The following is a 22,444-nucleotide window of genomic DNA, read 5'->3' on the forward strand; positions in this document are numbered from 1 at the left end:
CATGGAAATACTCCAGACCGCGTTCATGCAGCGCGCGCTGATCGCGGCCGTCCTGGTCGGCATCACCGCCCCCGCCGTCGGCATCTACCTCGTACAGCGCCGCCAGGCCCTGATGGGCGACGGCATCGGCCATGTCGCGATGACCGGCGTCGGTCTGGGCTTCCTGCTCTCCACCAGCGCGATCTGGATGGCGACGCTGGTCTCGGTGGCCGGCGCCATCACGATGGAGCTGATCAGGGCGTACGGCCGCACGCGCGGCGACATCGCGCTGGCGATGCTCTTCTACGGCGGTATGGCGGGCGGTGTCCTGCTGATCAATCTCGCGCCGAACGGCTCCAACGGCAGCCTCAGTACGTATCTCTTCGGCTCCCTGTCGACGGTCTCGCCGGCGGACGTGACCGCGATCTCGCTGCTCGCCGCGTTTGTGGTGCTGGTCACCGTGGGGCTGCGCCGGCAGCTCTTCGCGGTCAGCCAGGACGAGGAGTTCGCCCGCGTCACCGGACTGCCGGTGCGGGCGCTGAATCTGCTGATCGCGGTGACGGCCGCGGTGACGGTCACCGTCGCCATGCGGGTGGTGGGGCTGCTGCTGGTCAGCGCGCTGATGGTGGTGCCGGTCGCGGCGGCCCAGCAGATCACCCGGTCCTTCGTGGTCACCTTCGTCCTGTCCGTCGTGATCGGTACGGCGGTCACGCTGGCCGGCACGGTCACCTCGTACTACCAGGACGTGCCGCCCGGCGCGACGATCGTGCTGATCGCGATCGGTGTCTTCGTGGTGCTGACCGCCCTCGCGACCCCCCTCGCGAGACGCAGGGCCCGCGCGCTGCGGGCCGCCGAGGCGGCGGCCGTACCGGACGGGGAAGCGCCGGACGTGAACGTACCCGCCGCTCGCCGAAGCACGGACGATGTCACGGTCTGACCGCGAGCCGGTCACGAACTGGCAGAATGGCCCGTGGGAAGCGGGCAACGCCCGAGGGATACGGGCAGAGGCAAGGAGGCACCTGTGACGACTGCGCCCAGCGGTGGATCAAGCGCGGCCCCCGTGCGCGGCCGATCGACCCGCCAGCGTGCCGCGGTGGCGGCGGCGCTCGACGAGGTGGACGAGTTCCGTAGCGCGCAGGAGCTCCACGACATGCTCAAACACCGTGGTGACTCGGTCGGTCTGACCACGGTCTATCGCACCCTGCAGTCCCTCGCCGACGCGGGCGAGGTCGATGTGCTGCGGACGAACGACGGCGAGTCGGTCTACCGGCGCTGCTCGACCGGCGACCATCACCACCATCTCGTCTGCCGGGTCTGCGGAAAGGCCGTCGAGGTCGAGGGACCCGCGGTGGAGCAGTGGGCCGAGACGATCGCCGCGCAGCACGGCTATGTCGGCGTGGCGCACACGGTGGAGATCTTCGGTACGTGCGCGGAGTGCGCGGCGGCGGTCGCGAAGAACTAGTGCCCCTCCCGGCACTAGGCCCTGTTCGAGGCGCCTTGAGGTCGCCGTACGGGCTCACCATTCAGCCCGTACGGCGACTCCGGCGCGTTTCAGCCCTGCTGCTCCGCCTGTTCGACTTGCTCCTCGTTGGGCAGCGCGCCGCCGAAGCGCCGGTCCCTGGACGCGTACTCCAGGCAGGCCCGCCACAGATCACGGCGGTCGAAGTCCGGCCACAGCACGTCCTGGAAGACCATCTCGGCGTAACTGCTCTGCCAGATCAGATAGTTGGACGTGCGCTGCTCACCGCTGGGGCGCAGGAAGAGATCCACGTCCGGCATGTCCGGGTAGTACAGATACTTGGCGAACGTCTTCTCGTTGACCTTGGACGGGTCGAGCTTGCCGGACGCGACATCAGCGGCGAGCGCCTGCGCGGCGTCCGCGATCTCCGCGCGACCGCCGTAGTTGACGCAGAAGTAGAGCGTCATGGCGTCGTTGTCCTTCGTCTGCTCCTGGGCGACCTGGAGCTCCTGGACAACCGACTTCCACATCTTGGGCATCCGGCCCACCCAGCGGATCCGGATCCCCAGCTCGTCCATCTCGTCGCGGCGGCGCCGGATGACATCGCGGTTGAAGTTCATGAGGAAGCGCACCTCGTCGGGGGTGCGCTTCCAGTTCTCGGTGGAGAAGGCGAACAGGGAGAGGTTCTTGACGCCCATCTCCAGGCAGCCCTTGAGCACATCGAGCACGACGCCCTCGCCGACCTTGTGGCCCTCGGTGCGCGGCAGACCGCGCTCCTTGGCCCAGCGGCCGTTGCCGTCCATGACGCAGGCCACATGCTTCGGCACCAGCTCGCCGGGGATCTTCGGCGGAACCGCACCGGAGGGGTGCGGTTCCGGCGTCTTGTACTCGCGGCGGGAACGCCCCAGGATTCCGCGTCGTGCCATGCGCTCTCGTCTCCTAGTTTTCCTAGTTCTTCTCTACGTATCTGAGCGAGCGCAGCCCGCGCTCCAGGTGCCAGTGCAGATAGGCGGACACCAGTCCGCTGCCCTCCCTGACATGCCGCGCCTCGCACGCGTCCGCCGTGCCCCAGTCGCCGGTCAGCAGCGCGCTGAGCAGCCCGACGGCCTCAGCCGAGGGTACGACGCTGCCGGGCACCCGGCAGTCGCCGCAGATGACCCCACCCGCCGCGACCGAAAAGAAACGATTCGGCCCGTGGAGTCCGCACTTCGCGCAGTCGTCGAAGCTCGGCGCGTAGCCGTTGACGGCGAGGGAGCGCAGCAGGAAGGCGTCCAGGATCAGATGGGGCGCGTGCTCGCCGCGCGCGAGCGTGCGCAGCCCGCCGACCAGGAGCAGATACTGCTGGACGGCCGGCTCGCCCTCGTGGTCGGTGAACCGCTCGGCGGTCTCCAGCATGGCGGTGCCCGCGGTGTAGCGGGCGTAGTCGGTGACGATGCCGCCACCGTACGGAGCGATGGTCTCGCTCTGGGTGCACAGCGGCAGCCCGCGTCCGACGAGATCGCTGCCGCGCGCGAAGAACTGCACATCGACATGGGAGAACGGCTCCAGCCGCGCCCCGAACTTCGACTTGGTCCGCCGTACTCCCCGGGCGACCGCGCGGACACGGCCGTGGCCGCGGGTCAGAAGCGTGATGATGCGGTCGGCCTCACCGAGCTTCTGGGTGCGCAGCACAACGCCGTCGTCCCGGAACAGACTCATGGGCCCATTCTCCCGCATGCGCGGACGCCCCTCCGCCCGCCGCGCCCCCTCGTCCCTTGAGGCCGGGCGCGGGAAGGCGGGCCGGGCTCAGGAGAGCGTGCCGGACGCCGCCAGCAGCAGTCGCTCCGTATCGTCCGAGCAGAGCTGGAGCGCGCCGCCGACGATGCTCAGCACCTCGCGCTCCGGCAGGCTGTACGGCCCGTCCGCCACCGCGATCCGCGCACCCTGGAGCACGATCGACTCCCGCCCCGCCGGGGCCAGATGGGGGGCCAGCGGCTCCAGCGCCTCATGCAGCTCGATGGCGAGCGCCGCGCCGCACGGGCCCGGCTCAAGGAGGAACCGGCCGGTGTCCGCGGCCAGCGCGTCGACCAGATCCGTCAGCCGGTCCTCCGTGCAGTCCTCGAACCCGGCCGCCCTGACAGTGAGGACCGCGGTCTCCCTGACCGTACGCGAGGACGTGCCACCCGCCGCGAGGACCGCCAGCGCGACCGTGTGCACGGCATCGCGCAGCATCGCGGAGAAGCGGACGGTGGTGGGGTGGTCGAGCACGTCCATCCCGAAGTGGGCGTGGCAGGCGGCGCATTCGACGACGGGCCCGGCGCAGCCGCGTGAGAGCAGCGGGACTCCGAGCACCGTGAAACGGCGACGGCCGGTACGACGGCGGTAGTTGCGGTCGCCCCCGCAGTCGGGGCAGAAGAACTCCCCGTCACCGACGGTGTTCCAGGACGTACGAATGCCGCAGACACGTACTTTTCGCCCGCCGGGTCTCTGAGCTGGCAGCACGTCGCGCACCTCCGTAACGCTCCGGCAACGCTTCGTTGCGTTGCACTCCACTTCGCCTCTGCGCCGTTTCGGGGAATCCGGATGCAGAGCCGCCGCGTTGACGTGATGTTAGCCACATCGCGCGGGTGCCGTCAGTACCGCGGCGTGAGATCGCCACGACATGGCTGAACCCCGACCACCGTGTGCGGTGGCCGGGGTCCGTGAACGCTCAGGTCAGGCCGGGGGCGACGGCCGGATCAGCGGGTCGCGCGGTTCACCGCGGAAATGACCGCCTTGAGTGAAGCGCGGGTGGTGTTCGCGTCGATTCCGATGCCCCACAGCACCTTTCCGTCGATCGCGCACTCGATGTACGAGGCGGCCTGCGCGCTCGCGCCCTCGCTCATGGTGTGTTCCTGGTAGTCCAGCAGCCGGGCGTCCACACCGACCGCCGCCAGCGCCTCGAAGAAGGCCGAAATCGGACCGTTGCCGGTACCGGTCAGCACGGTCTCCGTACCGTCCACGACGGCCTGGACGGTCAGTGTGTCCTTGCCGTCGGTGTCGGTCGTGGCCTGGCCGGAGCGGAGCTGGATCCGGCCCCAGGCGTTGTCCGGGTTGGGCAGGTACTCGTCCTGGAAGACCGACCAGATCTGGCCGGGTGTGACCTCGCCGCCCTCGGCGTCGGTCTTGGCCTGGATGATCCGGGAGAACTCGATCTGCATCCGGCGCGGCAGGTCCAGCTTGTGGTCGTTCTTCAGTACGTACGCGATCCCGCCCTTGCCGGACTGCGAGTTGACCCGGATGACCGCCTCGTAGGAACGGCCCACGTCCTTCGGGTCGATCGGCAGATACGGCACGGCCCACTCGATCTCGTCGACCGGCTTGCCCTGCGCCGCCGCGTCGGCCTCACGCGCGTCGAAGCCCTTCTTGATGGCGTCCTGGTGGGAGCCGGAGAAGGAGGTGTAGACCAGATCGCCCGCGTAGGGGTGGCGCGGGTGGATCTCCATCTGGTTGCAGTACTCGCTGGTACGACGGATCTCGTCGATCTGCGAGAAGTCGATCTGCGGGTCGACGCCCTGCGAGAAGAGGTTCATGCCCAGCGTCACCAGGTCGACATTGCCGGTGCGCTCGCCCTGCCCGAACAGACAGCCCTCGATACGGTCCGCCCCGGCCATGAGCGCCAGCTCGGCGGCGGCGACGGCCGTACCGCGGTCGTTGTGCGGGTGCACGGACAGACACACGTTCTCGCGGCGCGAGAGATGGCGCGACATCCACTCGAAGCGGTCCGCGTGCGTGGACGGGGTCGAACGCTCCACCGTGGCGGGCAGATTGAGGATGATCTCGCGGCCGGCCTCGGGCTGCCAGACGTCCATGACGCCTTCGCAGACCTCCAGCGCGAAGTCCAGCTCGGTGTCGGTGAAGATCTCCGGGCTGTACTGGTAGCCGAAGACGGTCTCGGGGCCCAGGATCTTCTCCGCGTACTCCATCACCAGCCGGGTGCCGTCCACGGCGATCTGCTTGACCTGCTCCTTCGTACCGCGGAAGACGACCCGGCGGAACGTGGGGGCGGTGGCGTTGTACAGATGGACGGTCGCGCGGTGGGCGCCACGCAGCGCCTCGACGGTGCGCTCGATCAGTTCCTCGCGGGACTGGGTCAGGACGGAGATCGTCACGTCCTCGGGGATCGCGCCCTCTTCGATGATCGACCGTACGAACGCGAAGTCGGTCTCACCGGAGGACGGGAAGCCGACCTCGATCTCCTTGTAGCCCATGCGGACCAGCAGATCGAACATCTCGCGCTTGCGGGCCGGTGACATGGGGTCGATCAGGGCCTGGTTGCCGTCGCGCAGATCGGTGGAGAGCCAGCGGGGGGCGACGGTGATCCGGTTGTCCGGCCAGGTGCGGTCGGGAATCTCCACCGCCTCGTAGCGGCCGTACTTGTGGATCGGCATCCCGGACGGCCGCTGGGTGTGGGTCGCGTTGGTGATGGGCGTGGCGCGGCCGACGGAAGAATCAGACATTGCGCAGGGCTCCTCGTGTGTCCACTGGGACGGCCGACGGGCGTGATCACCGCAACGCCAGACTCCGCGGGGAGGGGGTCGGCCTACGACTACAGACCCTCGCCGCGGCAGCTAAGGAGAAGCAGCCCGAAACGCATGATGTGAGGCAGCCTAGCCGAGCGGTGCCGGACGCGCGGGTCCGTATCAGAATGCGGGATTCGGAGAGCGCCCGGCGAGACGCCGGAGACGCGGCCGGATTCGCCCGGAGACACGGCCTGAGACGTAAAGCCCGAACCCTCCGGAATCACTCCATCTCAGCAATTCCTGTCGCGATGAGTGACAGGCGGATCACACACTGCCACCGTGCTCGTATGAACACCATCGCTCCCGTCTTCTGCACCATCGTGCCGCCCCATGTCCTCGACAAGCTCGCCCAGGCCGAGGACCCCCGGCTCTCCGGGCCCGCCCGCCGCACCCTGGAGGTGGACTCCGCGCACCGCACCCGGCGCCGGATCACCGGTCTGCGCGCCGTCGCCTCCCCCACGGCCGCCGCCACCGGGAACCCGCACCGCACCATCCACGACTGCGAGCACCGCACCGCACTGCCGGGCAAGAAGGTGCGCGGCGAGGGCGACGAGCCCGGCCGCGACGCCACCGTCAACCGCGCCTACAGCGGTCTCGGCGCCACGTTCGAGCTGCTGCTGTCGGCGTACGGACGCGACTCGCTCGACGGCGCCGGGCTGCCGCTGGTCGCCAGCGTCCACTACGACGAGGGGTACGCGAACGCCTTCTGGGACGGCGATCAGATGGTCTTCGGCGACGGTGACGGCGAGGTCTTCCTCGACTTCACGCTGCCCGTCGACGTGATCGGCCACGAGCTGTCCCACGGCCTGACGCAGTACACCGCCAACCTCGACTACCAGGGGCAGTCGGGCGCCCTCAACGAGTCCGTGTCGGACGTCTTCGGCTCGCTGGTCAAGCAGTACACCCTGGACCAGACCGCCGACCGGGCCGACTGGCTGATCGGCGCGGGCCTGCTCGCGCCCGGCGTCAGCGGGGAGGCGCTGCGCTCCATGAAGGCGCCGGGCACGGCGTACGACGACGATGTCCTCGGCAAGGACCCGCAGCCGGCGACGATGGACGACTTCGTGCGGACGAGCCAGGACAACGGCGGGGTCCACATCAACTCCGGGATCCCGAACCACGCGTTCTATCTGCTGGCCGTAGAGCTCGGCGGCAAGGCGTGGGAGCGGGCGGGACAGCTCTGGTTCGACGTACTGACCGGCGGCGAACTGGCCGCCGACGCGCAGTTCACGGACTTCGCCCGGCTGACCGTCGCGGCGGCGCGGGCCCGCTTCGGGGACGGCGCGGAGCTGGAGGCGGTGACCAAGGCGTGGTCCCAGGTCGGGGTCCCCACGGCGTGAAGCACCGGGTGTGGCACGAGCGGCGGCTACCGTCGCCGCCCGTCACGTACTAGACAGGACCCATGCGTATCCAAGTACGGCGCACAGGCGGCTTCGCGGGCATCGAGCGCAGGGCCGAGATCGAGACCTCGGGCCTGCGCGATGCCGGTGACTGGCGGGAACTGGCCGAGCGGGCGATGGCGGACGGCGCGGACACACCGTCCGCCGGCGTACCGGACGGCTACCACTATGTGATCACCTTCGATGACGACCGCACGGTCCACTGCGCGGACCCGGGGCTCACCGATGCCCAGCGCGCGCTGATCTCGCGCGTGCTCAAGGAAGGCGCGTAGGCCCTGTCCGGCGGGAGCGCGACAGTGATGCCCCGGCCCGGCCGGTTCGCCGGCCGGCCCGGTCAGAACCCGAGCTTGCGCAGCTGCTTCGGGTCGCGCTGCCAGTCCTTGGCGACCTTGACGTGCAGATCGAGGAAGACCGGGGTGCCGAGCAGCGCCTCGATGTGCTTGCGGGACTTCGTCCCGACCTCCTTGAGCCGCTTGCCCTTCGGGCCGATGATGATGCCCTTCTGGCTGGGGCGCTCGATATAGACGTTCGCGTGGATGTCCAGCAGCGGCTTGTCCGCCGGGCGGTCCTCGCGCGGCAGCATCTCCTCGACGACGACCGCGATCGAGTGCGGGAGCTCGTCCCGTACGCCTTCCAGCGCGGCCTCGCGGATCAGCTCGGCGACCATGACCTGCTCGGGCTCGTCGGTGAGGTCGCCCTCCGGGTAGAGCGGCGGGCTCTCCGGGAGGAGCGGGACGAGCAGATCCGCGAGCAGACCGACCTGCTGGCCGCCGACCGCCGAGACCGGGACGATCTCGGCCCACTCCAGGCCGAGTTCCTTGCCGAGCTGGTCGATCGCGATGAGCTGTTCGGCCAGCGTCTGGGAGTCGACGAGGTCCGTCTTGGTGACGACGGCGACCTTCGGCGTCTTCTTGATCGCGGCGAGTTCCTTGGCGATGTACCGGTCGCCGGGGCCGAGCTTCTGGTCGGCGGGCAGACAGAAGCCGATCACATCGACCTCGGCCCAGGTCGTCCGTACGACATCGTTCAGGCGCTCACCGAGCAGCGTGCGCGGCTTGTGGAGGCCCGGGGTGTCGACCAGGATCAGCTGTGCCTCGGGCCGGTGCACGATGCCGCGCACGGTGTGGCGCGTGGTCTGCGGCCGGTTGGACGTGATGGCCACCTTCTGACCGACCAGAGCGTTCGTGAGGGTGGACTTGCCCGCGTTGGGGCGGCCGACGAAGCAGGCGAAGCCGGCCCGGTGGGGGGCTTCGGTTGCCTCGGGAGAAGTCTCGGGCGAAGAGGTACGAGCGCTCATGGCGCCCATTGTCCCCGATCGTTTACCCCGCGCCGACCAGACAGCCCCGCACGGCCGCCGCGCCGCCATGTTCCGCGCACCGATGGGGCCGGTCAGCCCGCCGTGACGGTCACCCGCAGCGTGCCGTCCGGACCCGCCACCAGAACCGGGGTCGCGGGCCCGCCGAGGTCGCGTACGGCCGCACGGTCCTCGTCCGACACGCCCTCCTCCGCCGTGACGACGGCCGCCGCCTCCAACGAGCTCGCGCCGCTGGCCACGGCCATGGCGACAGCCGTACGCAGCGCGCTGAGCCTGAGCGAGTCCAGCCGCACGGTGCCGGCGACATACGTACGCCCGGTCTCATCCCGCACGGCCGCCCCCTCTGGTACGCCATTACGCGCACGGGCGCTGCGGGCCAGCGTGATGATCTTGCGGTCCTCGGAGGAGACGCCGGTGCCGGGTTCGGTGCTCTCAGTCATACGCCGAGCATAGGCAGCCCGCTCAGCACCACCGTCAACGGGCCGCGCCAGGACGGCCATCGGGACCACACCCGAAGCGCCCGCCGCTCCGCTCAGGGCCTGTCCAGTCTGAGGCGTTCCTGCCTCGGGAGCCCGGCCACCACCAGGTCGTAGGAGTCCTCGATCAGCTCCCGCACCATCCGGGCGGGCAGTGGGGCGACCGTTACCGTGTTCCAGTGGCGTTTGTTGAGGTGCCAGCCCGGGACGATTTCCGGGTGGATCTCGCGGAGGCGAATCGCTTCCTCAGGGTCGCACTTGAGGGAGACCTTCAGCGGGCGGTCCTCCAGGGCGCAGATCGCGAAGATCTTCTCGGCGACTCTGAAGACCGTGATATCCGGGTTGCGCGGGAACGGGGCGTCCGAGGACGTTCCGTTCAGTGCCAGGCAGCACGCCGTCAGCTCCGCCGGGGTCACGAGGTCTGGGCTTCCTTCCTGACCGGTTCGGCGAGGACCGTGACGATCTTGTTCCGGCGGCCGGCCGGGGATTCGGCCGTCAGTCGGAGCGTGCGGCCGTCCGGCAGGTCGACGCTGGCGGTGGCGCCGGCGATCGGGACGCGGCCCAGGGCCTTCGCCAGGAGGCCGCCGACCGTCTCCACGTCCTCGTCGTCGTACTCGTCGAGCCCGAACAGATCCCCGAGGTCTCCGATGTCCAGCCGGGCCGTGACGCGGTACGAGCCGTCGCCCAGCTCCTCGACCGGCGGGAGTTCGCGGTCGTACTCGTCGGTGATCTCGCCGACGATCTCCTCCAGGATGTCCTCGATCGTGACGATGCCGGCCGTGCCGCCGTACTCGTCGATCACGACCGCGACATGGCTGCGCTCCTGCTGCATCTCGCGCAGCAGATCGCCCGCGTTCTTCGTGTCGGGCACGAAGGACGCGGGGCGCATCGCCGTGGAGACCAGATCGGCTTCGGAGTCCCGGTTGATATGGGTCTTCCTGACCAGGTCCTTGAGGTAGACGATGCCGACGATGTCGTCCTCGTTCTCCCCCGTCACCGGGATACGGGAGAAGCCGGAGCGCAGCGCCAGCGTCAGCGCCTGACGGATCGTCTTGTACCGCTCGATACAGACCAGGTCCGTGCGCGGAACCATGACCTCCCGTACGAGGGTGTCGCCGAGCTCGAAGACGGAGTGCACCATGCGGCGCTCGTCGTCCTCGATGAGGGACTCCGACTCGGCGAGGTCGACCATCGCCCGCAGCTCGGCCTCGCTCGCGAACGGTCCCTTGCGGAAGCCCTTGCCGGGGGTGAGCGCGTTGCCCAGCAGGATCAGCAGCTGGGGGACCGGGCCCATGATCCTGGCGAGCGGCAGCAGCACATACGCCGAGGCCGTCGCCGTGTTCAGCGGATGCTGGCGGCCGATCGTACGGGGCGAGACACCCACCGCGACGTACGAGACGAGCACCATCACACCGATGGCGACGACCAGCGCCGCCCACGTCTCCTTGAACTCCTTCAGGCAGACGTACGTGACGAGCACCCCGGCCGCCATCTCGCAGGCGACCCGCACCAGCAGGGCCACATTCAGATAGCGCGTCGGGTCGGCGGCGACCTGGGCCAGCTTGGTCGCGCCGCGCCGCCCGGAACGGACGGCCTCGGCCGCCCGGAAGCTGGAGACCCGGGCGAGGCCCGCCTCGGCGGAGGCCGCCAGCCAGGCCACGACGACCAGGGCGACCGCTCCGACGATCAGTTGCGCGGTCATGAGAGGGTCGGCGCGGGCGACGGACCCGTGAGCCCCTGTTCGGACCGCCAGCCGTCGACGATGGCCGCCTGGAGGCCGAACATCTCGGCCCGCTCGTCCGGCACTTCGTGGTCGTAGCCGAGGAGATGCAGCACACCGTGGACGGTGAGCAGCTGGAGCTCCTCGTCCATGGTGTGCTGCGTCGGGGCTTCCTCGCCCTGCTTCTTCGCCACCTCGGGGCAGAGCACGATGTCACCGAGGAGGCCCTGCGGGGGCTCCTCGTCGTCCTTGACCGGCGGACGCAGCTCGTCCATCGGGAAGGACATGACATCCGTCGGGCCCGGCAGATCCATCCACTGGATGTGCAGCTGTTCCATGGCGGCCTCGTCCACCACGATCACCGACAGTTCGGAGAGCGGGTGGATACGCATCCTCGTGAGCGCGTAGCGGGCGACGTCGAGGATCGCCTGCTCGTCGACCTCGGTGCCTGACTCGTTGTTGACGTCGATCGACATGGTGCGCTCTTGGTCTCCCGCTCCTGAATCCCGCAGCCCGTGTCAGCCGTCAGCCATGGCCTTCGTCAACCGCGGCTGTCGTTCTGTTCGTACTGCTCGTACGCGTCGACGATACGGCCGACGAGCTTGTGCCGGACAACATCCTGCGACGTGAGACGGGAGAAGTGCACATCGTCGACGCCCTCCAGGATGTCCTGGACCTGGCGCAGACCGCTCTTCGTGCCGCCCGGCAGGTCGACCTGGGTGATGTCGCCGGTGATGACGATCTTCGATTCGAAGCCGAGCCTCGTCAGGAACATCTTCATCTGCTCGGGGCTGGTGTTCTGCGCCTCGTCGAGAATGATGAACGCGTCATTGAGCGTACGGCCGCGCATATACGCCAGCGGCGCCACCTCGATCGTGCCCGCCGCCATCAGACGCGGGATCGAGTCGGGGTCGAGCATGTCGTGCAGCGCGTCGTAGAGCGGCCGCAGATACGGGTCGATCTTCTCGTAGAGCGTGCCGGGCAGGAAGCCGAGCCGCTCGCCCGCCTCGACGGCGGGCCTGGTCAGGATGATCCGCGTGACCTGCTTGGACTGCAGGGCCTGGACCGCCTTGGCCATGGCGAGATAGGTCTTGCCGGTACCGGCGGGGCCGATGCCGAAGACGACCGTGTGCTTGTCGATCGCGTCGACATACCGCTTCTGGTTGAGGGTCTTGGGGCGGATCGTCCGGCCGCGGCTGGACAGGATGTTCTGGGTGAGCACCTCGGCGGGCGTCTCGGGACCGTCCGCTCCGCCGTTCTCGCTCGCCCTGAGCATGGCGATCGAACGTTCCACTGCGTCCTCCGTCATCGGCTGACCGGTGCGGAGCACCAGCATCATTTCGTCGAACAGGCGCTGGACCATCGCGACATCCGCCGCGCTGCCGGTCGCACTGATCTCGTTTCCCCGGACATGGATGTCTGCGGCCGGGAACGCCTTCTCGATCGCACGCAGGAGGGTGTCTCCGGAGCCCAGGACCGTCACCATGGGGTGCTTGGCGGGGACGGTCCACTGGGCACGTGCCTGCCCCGACGCGGGGGTCTGGACTGTGGGTGTCTGAGTCATGAGCCGGCACTGTGGCCTGCGCATACCTCCCGTTGCAGGGTTCTCGCTGCTCGACAACCTCTGGGCTACCAGCGTACGACCCCGCACTGACAAGGCCCTAGGGCTTTTCGATGTGCCGTGAGCAAAGCCCACCGGCCTCTCAGCCCGAGCGGCCGAAGCCGATGGTCGGTACGGCCCTGCGCAGCGGCCACGGCCTGCTCGGCGCGGGCAGCAGCTCCTCCAGGAAGGCGTAGCGCCGCAGCGCCGCCGGGTCCTGGTCGGGGGAGGTCCGTACGTACTGCCACCAGGTCGCGACCTCCGACCAGCCGGGCGCGGAGAGCGAGCCGCCGAACTCCTGGACCGAGAGCGCGGCGGTCAGCCCCGCGAAGGCCAGCCGGTCCGCGAGCGGCCAGCCGGCGAGCGTGCCGGTGACGAAACCGGCCACGAACACATCGCCCGCGCCCGTCGGGTCGAGGGCCTCCACCGCGATCGCCGGGACCTCGGCCGTCGCGCCGGTGGCGCCGTCCACCGCGTACGCGCCGTCCCCGCCCAGCGTGACGACGGCCACCGGCACCCGCTCGGCGAGCACCCTCGCGGCGGCCTTGGGGCAGTCGGTGCGGGTGTAGCGCATCGCCTCCTCGGCGTTGGGCAGGAACGCCTCGCAGTGCTCCAGATCGGCCAGTCCGGCCAGATCCCAGCGGCCGGTCTCGTCCCAGCCGACGTCGGCGAAGATCCGCGCTCCGTGGCGGGCGGCGCGGGCGATCCACTCGTCGCGGCGGCCGGGGGTGAGCGCGGCGACCGCGGCGCGGGCGCGCGGCGGGCACTCGGGCAGGGCCCCTTCGGGCGGCGGGGCCTCGTGGCCGTGCGAGACCATCGTGCGCTCGTCCTCGTACGCCATGGAGACGGTGACCGGCGAGTGCCAGCCGGGGACCGTCCGTGACCGGGACAGATCGATGCCCTCGCCCTGCTCCAGCGCGTCCCAGCAGTACTCGCCGTAGTGGTCGTCGCCGAAGGCCGCCGCGAGCGAGGTGTGCAGACCGAGGCGGGCCAGGGCGGTGGCCATGTTGGCGATCCCGCCGGGGCTCGACCCCATCCCCCGCGCCCAGGACTCCGTGCCGCGTACGGGCGCGCTGTCCAGCCCGGTGAAGATGATGTCGAGGAAGACCGTGCCCGTCAGATACACATCGCACTCGGGATCGTCCGGGGCGCGCACCGCGCGCAGCGGGTCGACATGGGCGGAGTGTTCCTGCGGGTCTCCGTTGGATGTGATCACGGCGGGCTCCCGGTCGCGTGCTGATCCGGACAGTCTGCCCGATCGGCCGGGCGCGGGCGGCCGGTCCCACCGCCCCGGGGCCGCGCCGACGCTCCCGTCAGCGGGAACGCTTCGGCAGCGGTACCCGTACGAGATCGGCGGCGACCGTCAGTTCGCCCTCGAAGCCCGCCGCGCGTGCCTGCCGTTCGAACTCGTCCGGGTCGCTGTAGCGCTGCGAGAAGTGCGTGAGCACCAGATGCCCCACGCCCGCGTCCCGCGCGGCCCGCCCCGCCTGGCCGGCGGTGAGATGGCCGTGGTCGGTGGCCAGCCGCTCGTCCCCGTCGAGGAACGTCGACTCGATGACCAGCAGATCGCACCCCTCGGCCAGCGCGTGCACGCCCTCGCAGAGCCGGGTGTCCATGACGAAGGCGAACCGCTGTCCCCGGCGCGTCTCGCTGACCTCCTCCAGCGTGACGCCGTTCAGCACGCCCTCCCGCTGGAGGCGGCCGACATCCGGGCCCGCGATACCGTGCGCGGCCAGCCGCACCGGGTCCATGCGGCGCCCGTCGGGCTCGGTGAGGCGGTAGCCGTACGACTCGACGGGGTGGGAGAGCTTGCGCGCCTCCAGGGTGTACGCGGGGGTGCGCGCGAGCACGCCGTCGGCGGTGACCGGCGCTTCGGTCAGCTCGACGGACTCGCGGTAGGCCGTGGCGTACCGCAGCCGCTCGAAGTAGCGCTGCCCGCTCGCCGGGTAGTGCGCGGTGATCTCGTGCGGCACCTGGTCGAGATTGATGCGCTGGATGACCCCGGCCAGTCCGAGCGAGTGATCACCGTGGAAGTGCGTGACACAGATGCGGTGGATGTCGTGCGCGGCGACCCCGGCGCGCAGCATCTGGCGCTGGGTGCCCTCGCCCGGGTCGAAGAGCAGGCCCTCGCCGTCCCAGCGCAGCAGATAGCCGTTGTGGTTGCGATGGCGGGTGGGCACCTGGCTCGCGGTGCCCAGCACGACCAGTTCCCGTACGGACAAGACGCCTACCCGGGGGGCCAGTTGAAGCCGCGCCCGCCCAGGACATGGGCGTGCGCGTGGAAGACGGTCTGGCCCGCGCCCGCGCCCGTGTTGAAGACGATCCGGTAGCCGCTGCCGTCGGTCCCGTCGGCGACGGCGACCGCGGCGGCCTCGCGCAGCACATCGGCGGCGATGGCGGGCTCGACCGTGGCGAGGGTGCCCGCGTCCGGGTAGTGCACCCGCGGGATGACCAGGACATGGGTCGGGGCCTGCGGGTTGATGTCACGGAAGGCGAGGGTGGTCTCGGTCTCGCGGACGACGGTGGCCGGCACATCCCCCGAGACGATCTTGCAGAACAGGCAGTCCGCCTGCGGTTCTCCCGCCATGGTCCGGGCCTCCTCGGCACCACTGGTGATCAGTTGAGTACGTCGCATGCTATCCGGTGCGGTCGGGGCCCGCGGCCGTCACAACACCGCCTCGGCACCGGCGGCCCGTCAGGACCAGCGGCCGGTGCGGCCGAGCAGGAGCGCCGTGGCCGCCGTCCCCGCGGTGGAGGTCCGCAGTACGCTGCGGCCCAGCCGGTACGGCCGTGCGCCCGCCTCCGCGAAAGCCGTCAACTCCTGTGGGGACACGCCCCCTTCGGGCCCCACGACGAGCACGATCCGGCCCTCCGACGGCAGCGAGGCGGTGGCCAGCGGCTTGCTGCCCCCCTCGTGCAGTACGGCCGCGAAGTCCGCGTCCGCGAGCAGCGCCGCGACCTGCCTGGCCGACAGCGCGTCCGTGACCTCGGGGAAGCGGAGCCTGCGCGACTGCTTGCCCGCCTCGCGGGCGGTGGCCCGCCACTTGGCGAGCGCCTTGGCGCCCCGCTCGCCCTTCCACTGCGTGATGCAGCGCGCGGCCTGCCACGGCACGATCGCGTCGACACCGGTCTCGGTCATCGTCTCGACGGCCAGCTCCCCTCGGTCGCCCTTGGGCAGCGCCTGGACGACCGTGATCCGGGGCGTGGGCTCCGGCTCGGTCCGTACCTCGGTGACGGCGACGTCCAGCCGGTCCTTGCCCTCGACCGCGGCGACCGTTCCGTACGCGCCGGTGCCCGCGCCGTCCGTCAGCACGATCTCCTCGCCGACGCGCAGCCGCCGTACGGACACGGCGTGCCGCCCCTCGGGGCCGTCCAGCGTGACCGTACCGACCCGCAGTCCGCCGCCCTCGACGACGAAGACAGGAGCGGTCACGAGACGTTGCCCAGACCCGGCATCAACGAGGCGCGGGTCGCTTCGAGTTCACCGTTCAGCACCTCGACCAGCTGTCCGGCCGGCAGATCGCGGGCCATCCGGTGGCCCTGTCCCGCCCAGAGCGCCATGCCCTGCGCGTCGCCCACCCTGGCGGCGGCCTTGCGCAGCCCGGAGGTGAGGTGGTGGATCTCGGGGTAGGCGGGCGGGGCGTACCGGCCGTGCTCGCGCATGAAGCGGTTCACGAGGCCGCGCGCGGGGCGCCCGGAGAACGCCCGGGTCAGCTCGGTCCGTACGAACAGCGGGTTGGTCATGGCCTGCTTGTGCAGCGCGTTCGCGCCGGACTCCGGGCACACCAGGAACGCCGTGCCGAGCTGCGCCGCGTCGGCGCCCGCCGCGAGCACCGCCGCGATCTGGCCCCCGCGCATCAGCCCGCCGGCGGCGATGACCGGCAGCTGTACGGTCTCCCTGACCTGGGTCACCAGCGAGAGCAGTCCGATCCCCGCGCCGTCGGTGGCCGGATCGTCGCGGTGCGTGCCCTGGTGGCCGCCGGCCTCGATGCCCTGGACGCAGACCGCGTCGGCGCCGGACCACTGCGCGGTCTGGGCCTCCTCGGGGGTGGTCACCGTGACCACGGTGTACGTCCCGGCCTGGGCGAAGGCGTCGAGCGTCGTCCTGGTCGGGCAGCCGAAGGTGAACGACACGACGGGCACCGGGTCGTCGAGCAGTATCGCCAGCTTCGCCTCGTACCCGTCGTCCCGTCCCGCGTCGGGGTCGCCGAGCGGCGTCTCGTACCAGGTCGCCTCACCGGCGAGCTGGTTGCGGTAGACCTCCACGGCCGAGTGGTCGGCGTAACGGGGCTGCGGCATGAAGAGATTGATACCGAAGGGGCACGCGGTCAGCCCGCGCAACTGTTTGACCTCTTCGTACATGCCGTCCGCCGTTTTGTACCCGGCGGCGAGGAACCCGAGACCGCCGGCCTCGGAGACGGCCGCGGCCAGCTGCGGACAGGAGGCGCCGCCCGCCATGGGGGCCTGCACGATCGGATACCGGCAGAGATCGGTCAGTGCGGAGGACATGCAGGCATCGTGCCATGCCTTGTATGACAGCTACGAATCGGTGCCGCGTCGGGCATGTGACAGAGGAATGCGCGGCGGATCACGGGCACCGCGCCCGCGGGACAACACCGATGGCCCGGGGAGCGATCCCCGGGCCATCGGCCAGAACACGTCCGTCTAGGCCCTGTCCGGTCGATCTTCGCGGGCCCGCGACGCCTGGCACGCACGCTCGCCGCGTTGTCGGAGCCGCCCGAGTACATCCAGTACACGGGCGATCCTCCGCCTTGCGATCGCACGCACCAGACGCCGCGGCCTGATCCGCGAAGACCGACCGGACAGGACCTAGCGGCCGTTGAAGGCGCCCTTCAGCCTAGCGGCCGTTGAAGGCGTCCTTCAGCCGCGAGAACAGCCCCTGCTGTCCCGGCTGGAACTGGCCCGTGGGCCGTTCCTCGCCGCGCAGCTTCGCCAGCTCCCGCAGCAGCCGCTCCTGCTCCGGGTCCAGCTTCGACGGGGTCATCACCTCGACGTGAACGATCAGATCGCCCCGGCCGCCGCCCCGCAGATGCGTGATGCCCCGGCCGTGCAGCGGAATCGACTGGCCCGACTGCGTGCCGGGACGTACGTCGATCTCCTCCAGGCCGTCCAGCGTCTCCAGCGGGCACTTCGTGCCCAGCGACGCCGCGGTCATCGGGATCGTGACCGTGCAGTGCAGATCGTCGCCGCGCCGCTGGAACACCGCGTGCGGCAACTCATGGATCTCGACGTACAGATCACCGGCGGGGCCGCCGCCGGGGCCGACCTCGCCCTCACCCGCGAGCTGGATACGCGTGCCGTTGTCGACCCCGGCCGGGATCTTGACGGTGAGCGTACGGCGCGAGCGGATCCGGCCGTCGCCCGCGCACTCGGGGCACGGCGTCGGCACGACCGTACCGAAGCCCTGGCACTGCGGGCACGGCCGCGAGGTCATGACCTGGCCCAGGAAGGACCGGGTGACCTGCGAGACCTCACCGCGGCCACGGCACATGTCACAGGTCTGCGCCGACGTGCCCGGCGCCGCGCCCTCGCCCGAACAGGTCGTACAGACCACGGCCGTGTCGACCTGGATGTCCTTGGTCGTGCCGAAGGCCGACTCGTTGAGGTCGATCTCCAGCCGGATCATCGCGTCCTGGCCGCGCCGCGTCCGCGACCGCGGGCCACGCTGCGACGCCGTACCGAAGAACGCGTCCATGATGTCGGAGAAGTTGCCGAAACCACCGGCTCCGAATCCGCCCGCGCCCCCGCCACCGCTCTGCGAGAGGGGGTCACCGCCGAGGTCGTAGACCTGCTTCTTCTGCGGGTCCGACAACACCTCGTAGGCGGCGTTGATCTCCTTGAAGCGCTCTTGCGTCTTGGGATCGGGATTGACATCCGGGTGCAGCTCGCGCGCGAGTCTGCGGAATGCCTTCTTGATCTCGTCCTGAGATGCGTCGCGGCGCACGCCGAGTACGGCGTAGTAGTCCGTGGCCACTTACGACTCCGCCAGGATCTGTCCGACGTAACGTGCCACTGCGCGTACCGCTCCCATCGTTCCGGGGTAGTCCATGCGGGTCGGTCCGACCACGCCGAGTTTGGCGACTGCCTCGTCGCCCGAACCGTAGCCGACCGCGACGACGGACGTGGAGTTGAGGCCCTCATGGGCGTTCTCGTGCCCAATACGTACGGTCATGCCGGGGTCCTTGGCCTCGCCGAGCAGCTTGAGGAGCACCACATGCTCCTCCAGCGCCTCCAGCACCGGCCGGATGGTCAACGGGAAATCGTGTCCGAAGCGGGTGATGTTGGCGGTACCGCCGATCATCAGCCGCTCCTCGGTCTCCTCGACCAGGGTTTCGAGCAGGGTCGCGAGCACTGTGGTGACGGTCCCCCGGTCCTCCTGCTCGAAGGAATCGGGCAGGTCCTGCACCAGCTGCGGGACATCCGCGAAGCGGCGCCCGACCACCCGGCTGTTGAGCCGGGCCCTCAGGTCCGCGAGCGAGGTCTCGCCGAAGGGCGCGGAACAGTCGATCATGCGCTGCTCGACCCGTCCGGTGTCCGTGATCAGGACGAGCATCAGCCGGGCGGGCGCCAGCGCCAGCAGCTCCACATGCCGCACCGTCGAACGGGTCAGCGAGGGGTACTGGACGACGGCGACCTGCCGGGTGAGCTGCGCCAGCAGCCGTACCGTACGGCCCACGACATCGTCGAGGTCGACCGCTCCGTCCAGGAAGTTCTGGATGGCGCGGCGCTCCGGCGAGGACAGGGGTTTGACCCCCGCCAGCTTGTCGACGAAGAGCCGGTATCCCTTGTCCGTCGGGATACGGCCCGCGCTGGTGTGCGGCTGGGCGATGAAGCCCTCGTCCTCCAGCACCGCCATGTCGTTGCGCACGGTCGCCGGGGAGACACCGAGCTTGTGCCGCTCGGTGAGCGCCTTGGAGCCGACGGGCTCTTCCGTCCCGACATAGTCCTGGACGATGGCGCGCAGCACCTCCAGCCTGCGTTCGCTGAGCATCGCGCACACCTCCAGCTCTCGTCCGTCGTTCCGGCTTTGGCACTCGCTCTGGAGGAGTGCCAGCACTCCCCCAGCCAGTGTACGGCCGTGGGGTACACCGCTAGCAAGAGCAGCCGACCACGCTACCCCGCGATCGCGCTGGTCGCTGCCGATAGCGTCCCGTAGCGTCCCGGTATGAACGTCGCTTGGGAAGAGTCCGGGTGGGAACAGCTGGCTCCAGGAGTGGGGCGGCTGCGGCTGCCGGGGTGGGACGCGACGACCGGACTGGCCGTCGGCACCGACGCGGCGCTGCTGTACGACACGGGCTCCACGCTCCGCGAGGGCGCCGGCATCCGGGCCCGGACACGGACCCTGCTCGGCGGCCGGCGCGTGACCCATATCGCGCTGAGCCACCCGCACTTCGACCATGTGCTGGGCACGGCCGCGTTCGCGGGGGCGGAGGTGTACGGGGCCGTGGGCATGGCGGAACTGCTCACGAGGGACGCGGCGGGCCTGTACGAGGACGCCGTACGCCACGGGGTCGCCGCCGCGGAGGCCGCCGAGGCGGTGGACCTCCTGGTGGCGCCCCGGCACGCGGTGTCCGGGGAAGTGACGCTGGACCTGGGCGGCCTCCGGATCCTGCTCGCGAACGCCGGGCCCGGTCATACCGCCCACGATCTCGCGATGCTGGTGCCGGGCTCCCCCGCGGTGGTCTTCTGCGGCGATCTGGTGGAGGAGTCCGGCGAGCCCCAGGCGGGCCCCGACGCGGTCCCCGCGCGCTGGCCGGCGGCCCTGGACCGGCTGCTCGCGCTGGGCGGCGAGGACGCGCTGTATGTGCCGGGGCACGGGGCGGTGGTGGACGCGGCCTTCGTACGGGCGCAGCGCGACGCGCTGGCCGCGCGTTCCGGGGGCTCATAGCCGCGGCGCCAGGTCCGGGCCTATCGTCTTGCGAATGCGCAGCTACAGCCCTGATCTGACGCCCCCGTGGAAGAAGTCCACGCCCGCGCCCGAGGTCCCCGCCGAGCCGGATCTGGTGGTCGAGGAGGTGTCGACGGGCTTCTGCGGGGCAGTGATCCGGTGCGAGAAGACCGCGGAGGGTCCGACGGTCACGCTGGAGGACCGCTTCGGCAAGCACCGGGTCTTCCCGCTGCTCCCCGCCGGCTTCCTCCTGGAGGGCCGCCCGGTCACCCTGATCCGCCCGTCCACGGCGGGCCCCTCCCGCCCGTCCCGCACCGCCTCCGGCTCGGTCGCCGTCCCCGGGGTCCGCGCGCGCGTGGCCAGGGCGGGCCGTATCTACGTGGAGGGCCGGCACGACGCGGAGCTGGTCGAGAAGGTGTGGGGCGACGATCTGCGCATCGAGGGCGTGGTCGTGGAGTACCTGGGCGGCATCGACGACCTCCCCGCCATCGTCACCGACTTCGCCCCGGCCCCGGACGCGCGGCTGGGCGTCCTGGTCGACCACCTGGTGCCGGGCACGAAGGAGTCCCGCATCGCGTCCGCGGTGACCGGCGCGGACGTCCTGGTGGTGGGCCACCCCTACATCGACGTCTGGGAGGCGGTGAAGCCGTCGTCGGTGGGGATCGCGGCGTGGCCGACGGTACCGAGGGGCGAGGACTGGAAGACGGGCGTGTGCCGCGCGCTGGGCTGGCCGGAGAACACGGGGGCGGCGTGGCAGCACATCCTCTCGCGGGTCCGCACGTACAGAGACCTGGAGCCGTCGCTGCTGGGCCGGGTGGAAGAACTGATCGACTTCGTCACGGCGTAGGTGGTGCGGACCGGTCCGTCTTCGGCCGGGGTCCGGGTGCGGGTTGTCGCCGGGGTGCGCCCTGAGCCTCCCGGCTGGGGGTCGTGGTCCGGGGTGCGGCCGTCTGCGACCCGGGGCCGGTGGTCCGGGTGCGGGTTGTTGCCAGGTGGCGCCCTGAGCCTCCCGGCTGGGGGTCGTGGTCCGGGGTGCGGCCGTCTGCGGCCCGGGGCCGGTGGTCGGGTGCGGGTTGTCGCCGGGTGGCGCGGTTCGCCTCCGGCGGGGGGTCGTGGTCGGGGGTGCGGTCGTCTTTGGCCGGGGCCGGTGGTCCGGGTGCGGGTTGTTGCCGGGTGGCGCTCCGGGGCTCGCGCCCGGGACGGCATGATTTACGGCGCGCAGCAGCCCTGACGATGGGTTCGAGCGGTCACGCGCTACAAATCACGCTTTAGTGTCCCGGACACGACCCCTGCGCGCCCCCCTTCACCGTCCGCACAGGCGGCCCGGCCGTGCGCAAGGGCGGGCAGGGGAGGCGGCGGCAATCTCCCGCACCCGGCCCCACCAGGGCAGCGAGCGGCGGAGCCCACTGGCCCACGCTCCCTCACCGGGGCGGCGAATGACCGGGGCCACCGGGCCGCACCCGCCCCCAACGCCCAGCCGGGCGGCGAGTGGTGGGGCCCACCGGGCCGCACCCGCCCCCAACGCCCAGCCGGGCGGCGAGTGGTGGGGCCCACCGGGCCGCACCCCGCCCGCGATCCCCAGCCGGGCAGTGGGTCGCGGGGGACCACCGGCGGGAGGGGGCCGGGGTCGGAGGAGGTGCGTGTCCGGACGTAAAGCGTCGCAGCTCGCGCGAAGCGCGGTGAGGAAAGCAGTCCGGACACGCACCTCGGGAGACCCCGGCCCCCGCACCACGACGACGCACCCGCACCCCGAACCCCGCCGGACGGCGCACCGCCCCGGCACCCGCACCACGACCACGCACCCGCACGCAACGACCCCCCGCCGGAGGCGCACCGCACCCGGCACCCCGCCGGACGGCGCACCGCCCGATCAATCCACCAGGTCCCTGACCACCGCATCCGCCAGCAGACGACCCCTCAGCGTCAGCACCGCCCGCCCCTCCTCGAACCGCCCCCCCACCAACACCCCGCCCCCCCCCGCCCGCCCCGCCGCCGCCAGCCCCGCCGGCGCCAGCAGTGACAGGTCGCAGCCGTCGGACAGCCGC

At 70.9% G+C, this 22,444-nt stretch carries 23 protein-coding genes and 1 pseudogene; 6 read left to right on the forward strand and 18 right to left on the reverse strand.

The features are described 5' to 3' along the window. Position 1 precedes the first annotated feature (1 nt). Entirely contained in the window at positions 2-916 is a 915-nt protein-coding gene (locus tag IF11_RS0126135) for a metal ABC transporter permease (RefSeq protein WP_030354180.1), read from the forward strand. Between the two features lie 84 nt (positions 917-1,000). Next, the gene (locus tag IF11_RS0126140) at positions 1,001-1,441 is read left to right on the forward strand and encodes a Fur family transcriptional regulator (RefSeq protein WP_030354181.1); all 441 of its coding nucleotides are present in this window, start codon (positions 1,001-1,003) and stop codon (positions 1,439-1,441) included. Positions 1,442-1,530: 89 nt separating this feature from the next. Here IF11_RS0126140 and IF11_RS0126145 read toward each other — a convergent pair whose 3' ends face one another. The 4 genes from IF11_RS0126145 to leuA form a co-directional block, all read right to left on the reverse strand. Next, on the reverse strand, positions 1,531-2,364 hold the full coding sequence (locus tag IF11_RS0126145) for an isoprenyl transferase (RefSeq protein ID WP_030354182.1): 834 nt from the start codon (positions 2,362-2,364) through the stop codon (positions 1,531-1,533). 22 nt (positions 2,365-2,386) lie between these two features. Further along, positions 2,387-3,136 (reverse strand): DNA repair protein RecO, encoded by a 750-nt coding sequence (recO, locus tag IF11_RS0126150; RefSeq protein WP_030354183.1) that lies wholly within the window; start codon positions 3,134-3,136, stop codon positions 2,387-2,389. A gap of 87 nt (positions 3,137-3,223) precedes the next feature. Then, the gene (locus tag IF11_RS0126155) at positions 3,224-3,919 is read right to left on the reverse strand and encodes a TerB family tellurite resistance protein (RefSeq protein ID WP_030354184.1); all 696 of its coding nucleotides are present in this window, start codon (positions 3,917-3,919) and stop codon (positions 3,224-3,226) included. 236 nt (positions 3,920-4,155) lie between these two features. Beyond that, on the reverse strand, positions 4,156-5,916 hold the full coding sequence (gene leuA, locus IF11_RS0126160; protein ID WP_030354185.1) for a 2-isopropylmalate synthase: 1,761 nt from the start codon (positions 5,914-5,916) through the stop codon (positions 4,156-4,158). 350 nt (positions 5,917-6,266) lie between these two features. Between leuA and IF11_RS0126165 the strand changes: the two genes are divergently transcribed. Next, positions 6,267-7,319 (forward strand): M4 family metallopeptidase, encoded by a 1,053-nt coding sequence (locus tag IF11_RS0126165; protein WP_030354186.1) that lies wholly within the window; start codon positions 6,267-6,269, stop codon positions 7,317-7,319. Between the two features lie 62 nt (positions 7,320-7,381). Then, the gene (locus IF11_RS0126170) at positions 7,382-7,651 is read left to right on the forward strand and encodes a protealysin inhibitor emfourin (RefSeq protein ID WP_030354187.1); all 270 of its coding nucleotides are present in this window, start codon (positions 7,382-7,384) and stop codon (positions 7,649-7,651) included. 62 nt (positions 7,652-7,713) lie between these two features. Here the strand turns inward: IF11_RS0126170 and era are convergent, their stop codons facing one another. The 13 genes from era to hrcA form a co-directional block, all read right to left on the reverse strand. Further along, on the reverse strand, positions 7,714-8,685 hold the full coding sequence (era, locus tag IF11_RS0126175; protein ID WP_037728577.1) for a GTPase Era: 972 nt from the start codon (positions 8,683-8,685) through the stop codon (positions 7,714-7,716). An 83-nt stretch (positions 8,686-8,768) separates the two neighbouring features. Next, on the reverse strand, positions 8,769-9,134 hold the full coding sequence (locus tag IF11_RS0126180; RefSeq protein WP_030354189.1) for a cytidine/deoxycytidylate deaminase family protein: 366 nt from the start codon (positions 9,132-9,134) through the stop codon (positions 8,769-8,771). Positions 9,135-9,226: 92 nt separating this feature from the next. After that, entirely contained in the window at positions 9,227-9,586 is a 360-nt protein-coding gene (locus IF11_RS0126185) for an MmcQ/YjbR family DNA-binding protein (protein ID WP_030354190.1), read from the reverse strand. Beyond that, the gene (locus IF11_RS0126190; RefSeq protein ID WP_030354191.1) at positions 9,583-10,872 is read right to left on the reverse strand and encodes a hemolysin family protein; all 1,290 of its coding nucleotides are present in this window, start codon (positions 10,870-10,872) and stop codon (positions 9,583-9,585) included. The genes IF11_RS0126185 and IF11_RS0126190 overlap by 4 nt, the downstream gene beginning before the upstream one ends. Then, on the reverse strand, positions 10,869-11,366 hold the full coding sequence (ybeY, locus tag IF11_RS0126195) for an rRNA maturation RNase YbeY (RefSeq protein ID WP_030354192.1): 498 nt from the start codon (positions 11,364-11,366) through the stop codon (positions 10,869-10,871). The genes IF11_RS0126190 and ybeY overlap by 4 nt, the downstream gene beginning before the upstream one ends. Positions 11,367-11,431: 65 nt before the next feature. Next, positions 11,432-12,454 carry a PhoH family protein gene (locus tag IF11_RS0126200; RefSeq protein WP_051746221.1) on the reverse strand — a complete coding sequence of 341 codons (1,023 nt, stop codon included), beginning with the start codon at positions 12,452-12,454 and terminating at the stop codon, positions 11,432-11,434. 139 nt (positions 12,455-12,593) lie between these two features. Beyond that, on the reverse strand, positions 12,594-13,706 hold the full coding sequence (locus IF11_RS0126205; protein WP_030354194.1) for a carbohydrate kinase family protein: 1,113 nt from the start codon (positions 13,704-13,706) through the stop codon (positions 12,594-12,596). Between the two features lie 97 nt (positions 13,707-13,803). After that, complete coding sequence (locus tag IF11_RS0126210; protein WP_030354195.1) at positions 13,804-14,712, reverse strand: ribonuclease Z; 909 nt, start codon at positions 14,710-14,712, stop codon at positions 13,804-13,806. Positions 14,713-14,717: 5 nt separating this feature from the next. Beyond that, positions 14,718-15,077, reverse strand: coding sequence for a histidine triad nucleotide-binding protein (locus IF11_RS0126215; protein ID WP_030354196.1), 360 nt, complete (start codon positions 15,075-15,077; stop codon positions 14,718-14,720). 108 nt (positions 15,078-15,185) lie between these two features. Then, complete coding sequence (locus IF11_RS0126220; protein WP_030354197.1) at positions 15,186-15,923, reverse strand: 16S rRNA (uracil(1498)-N(3))-methyltransferase; 738 nt, start codon at positions 15,921-15,923, stop codon at positions 15,186-15,188. After that, positions 15,920-16,999 carry a nitronate monooxygenase gene (locus IF11_RS0126225; protein ID WP_030354198.1) on the reverse strand — a complete coding sequence of 360 codons (1,080 nt, stop codon included), beginning with the start codon at positions 16,997-16,999 and terminating at the stop codon, positions 15,920-15,922. Before IF11_RS0126225 ends, IF11_RS0126220 begins: the two co-directional genes overlap by 4 nt. 349 nt (positions 17,000-17,348) lie before the next feature. After that, positions 17,349-18,485, reverse strand: coding sequence for a molecular chaperone DnaJ (gene dnaJ, locus IF11_RS0126230; protein ID WP_030354199.1), 1,137 nt, complete (start codon positions 18,483-18,485; stop codon positions 17,349-17,351). Next, a complete protein-coding gene (gene hrcA, locus IF11_RS0126235) occupies positions 18,486-19,502 on the reverse strand; it encodes a heat-inducible transcriptional repressor HrcA (protein WP_030354200.1) in 1,017 nt (338 codons plus the stop codon). It abuts the gene before it with no gap. 174 nt (positions 19,503-19,676) lie between these two features. On the opposite strand from hrcA, the gene IF11_RS0126240 reads away from it, so the two are divergent. Next, complete coding sequence (locus IF11_RS0126240) at positions 19,677-20,399, forward strand: MBL fold metallo-hydrolase (RefSeq protein ID WP_030354201.1); 723 nt, start codon at positions 19,677-19,679, stop codon at positions 20,397-20,399. A 34-nt stretch (positions 20,400-20,433) separates the two neighbouring features. Beyond that, entirely contained in the window at positions 20,434-21,246 is an 813-nt protein-coding gene (locus IF11_RS0126245; RefSeq protein ID WP_030354202.1) for a DUF3097 domain-containing protein, read from the forward strand. Positions 21,247-22,269: 1,023 nt separating this feature from the next. Here the strand turns inward: IF11_RS0126245 and IF11_RS40365 are convergent. After that, positions 22,270-22,444, reverse strand: a pseudogene (locus tag IF11_RS40365) (radical SAM family heme chaperone HemW); the annotation flags it as partial.

The sequence above is a fragment of the Streptomyces scopuliridis RB72 genome (assembly GCF_000718095.1).
Lineage (GTDB): Bacteria > Actinomycetota > Actinomycetes > Streptomycetales > Streptomycetaceae > Streptomyces > Streptomyces scopuliridis.

Bases quoted from the DNA above. Each gene is read 5' to 3' on its own strand.
- IF11_RS0126165 (WP_030354186.1), top strand. From the start codon at position 6,267: ATGAACACCATCGCTCCCGTCTTCTGCACCATCGTGCCGCCCCATGTC.
- IF11_RS0126180 (WP_030354189.1), bottom strand. From the start codon at position 9,134: ATGACTGAGAGCACCGAACCCGGCACCGGCGTCTCCTCCGAGGACCGC.
- IF11_RS0126215 (WP_030354196.1), bottom strand. From the start codon at position 15,077: ATGGCGGGAGAACCGCAGGCGGACTGCCTGTTCTGCAAGATCGTCTCG.
- era (WP_037728577.1), bottom strand. From the start codon at position 8,685: ATGGGCGCCATGAGCGCTCGTACCTCTTCGCCCGAGACTTCTCCCGAG.
- IF11_RS0126170 (WP_030354187.1), top strand. From the start codon at position 7,382: ATGCGTATCCAAGTACGGCGCACAGGCGGCTTCGCGGGCATCGAGCGC.
- hrcA (WP_030354200.1), bottom strand. From the start codon at position 19,502: ATGCTCAGCGAACGCAGGCTGGAGGTGCTGCGCGCCATCGTCCAGGAC.
- IF11_RS0126225 (WP_030354198.1), bottom strand. From the start codon at position 16,999: ATGTCCTCCGCACTGACCGATCTCTGCCGGTATCCGATCGTGCAGGCC.
- IF11_RS0126200 (WP_051746221.1), bottom strand. From the start codon at position 12,454: ATGACTCAGACACCCACAGTCCAGACCCCCGCGTCGGGGCAGGCACGT.
- leuA (WP_030354185.1), bottom strand. From the start codon at position 5,916: ATGTCTGATTCTTCCGTCGGCCGCGCCACGCCCATCACCAACGCGACC.
- IF11_RS0126190 (WP_030354191.1), bottom strand. From the start codon at position 10,872: ATGACCGCGCAACTGATCGTCGGAGCGGTCGCCCTGGTCGTCGTGGCC.
- IF11_RS0126240 (WP_030354201.1), top strand. From the start codon at position 19,677: ATGAACGTCGCTTGGGAAGAGTCCGGGTGGGAACAGCTGGCTCCAGGA.
- IF11_RS0126135 (WP_030354180.1), top strand. From the start codon at position 2: ATGGAAATACTCCAGACCGCGTTCATGCAGCGCGCGCTGATCGCGGCC.
- IF11_RS0126245 (WP_030354202.1), top strand. From the start codon at position 20,434: ATGCGCAGCTACAGCCCTGATCTGACGCCCCCGTGGAAGAAGTCCACG.
- recO (WP_030354183.1), bottom strand. From the start codon at position 3,136: ATGAGTCTGTTCCGGGACGACGGCGTTGTGCTGCGCACCCAGAAGCTC.
- ybeY (WP_030354192.1), bottom strand. From the start codon at position 11,366: ATGTCGATCGACGTCAACAACGAGTCAGGCACCGAGGTCGACGAGCAG.
- IF11_RS0126145 (WP_030354182.1), bottom strand. From the start codon at position 2,364: ATGGCACGACGCGGAATCCTGGGGCGTTCCCGCCGCGAGTACAAGACG.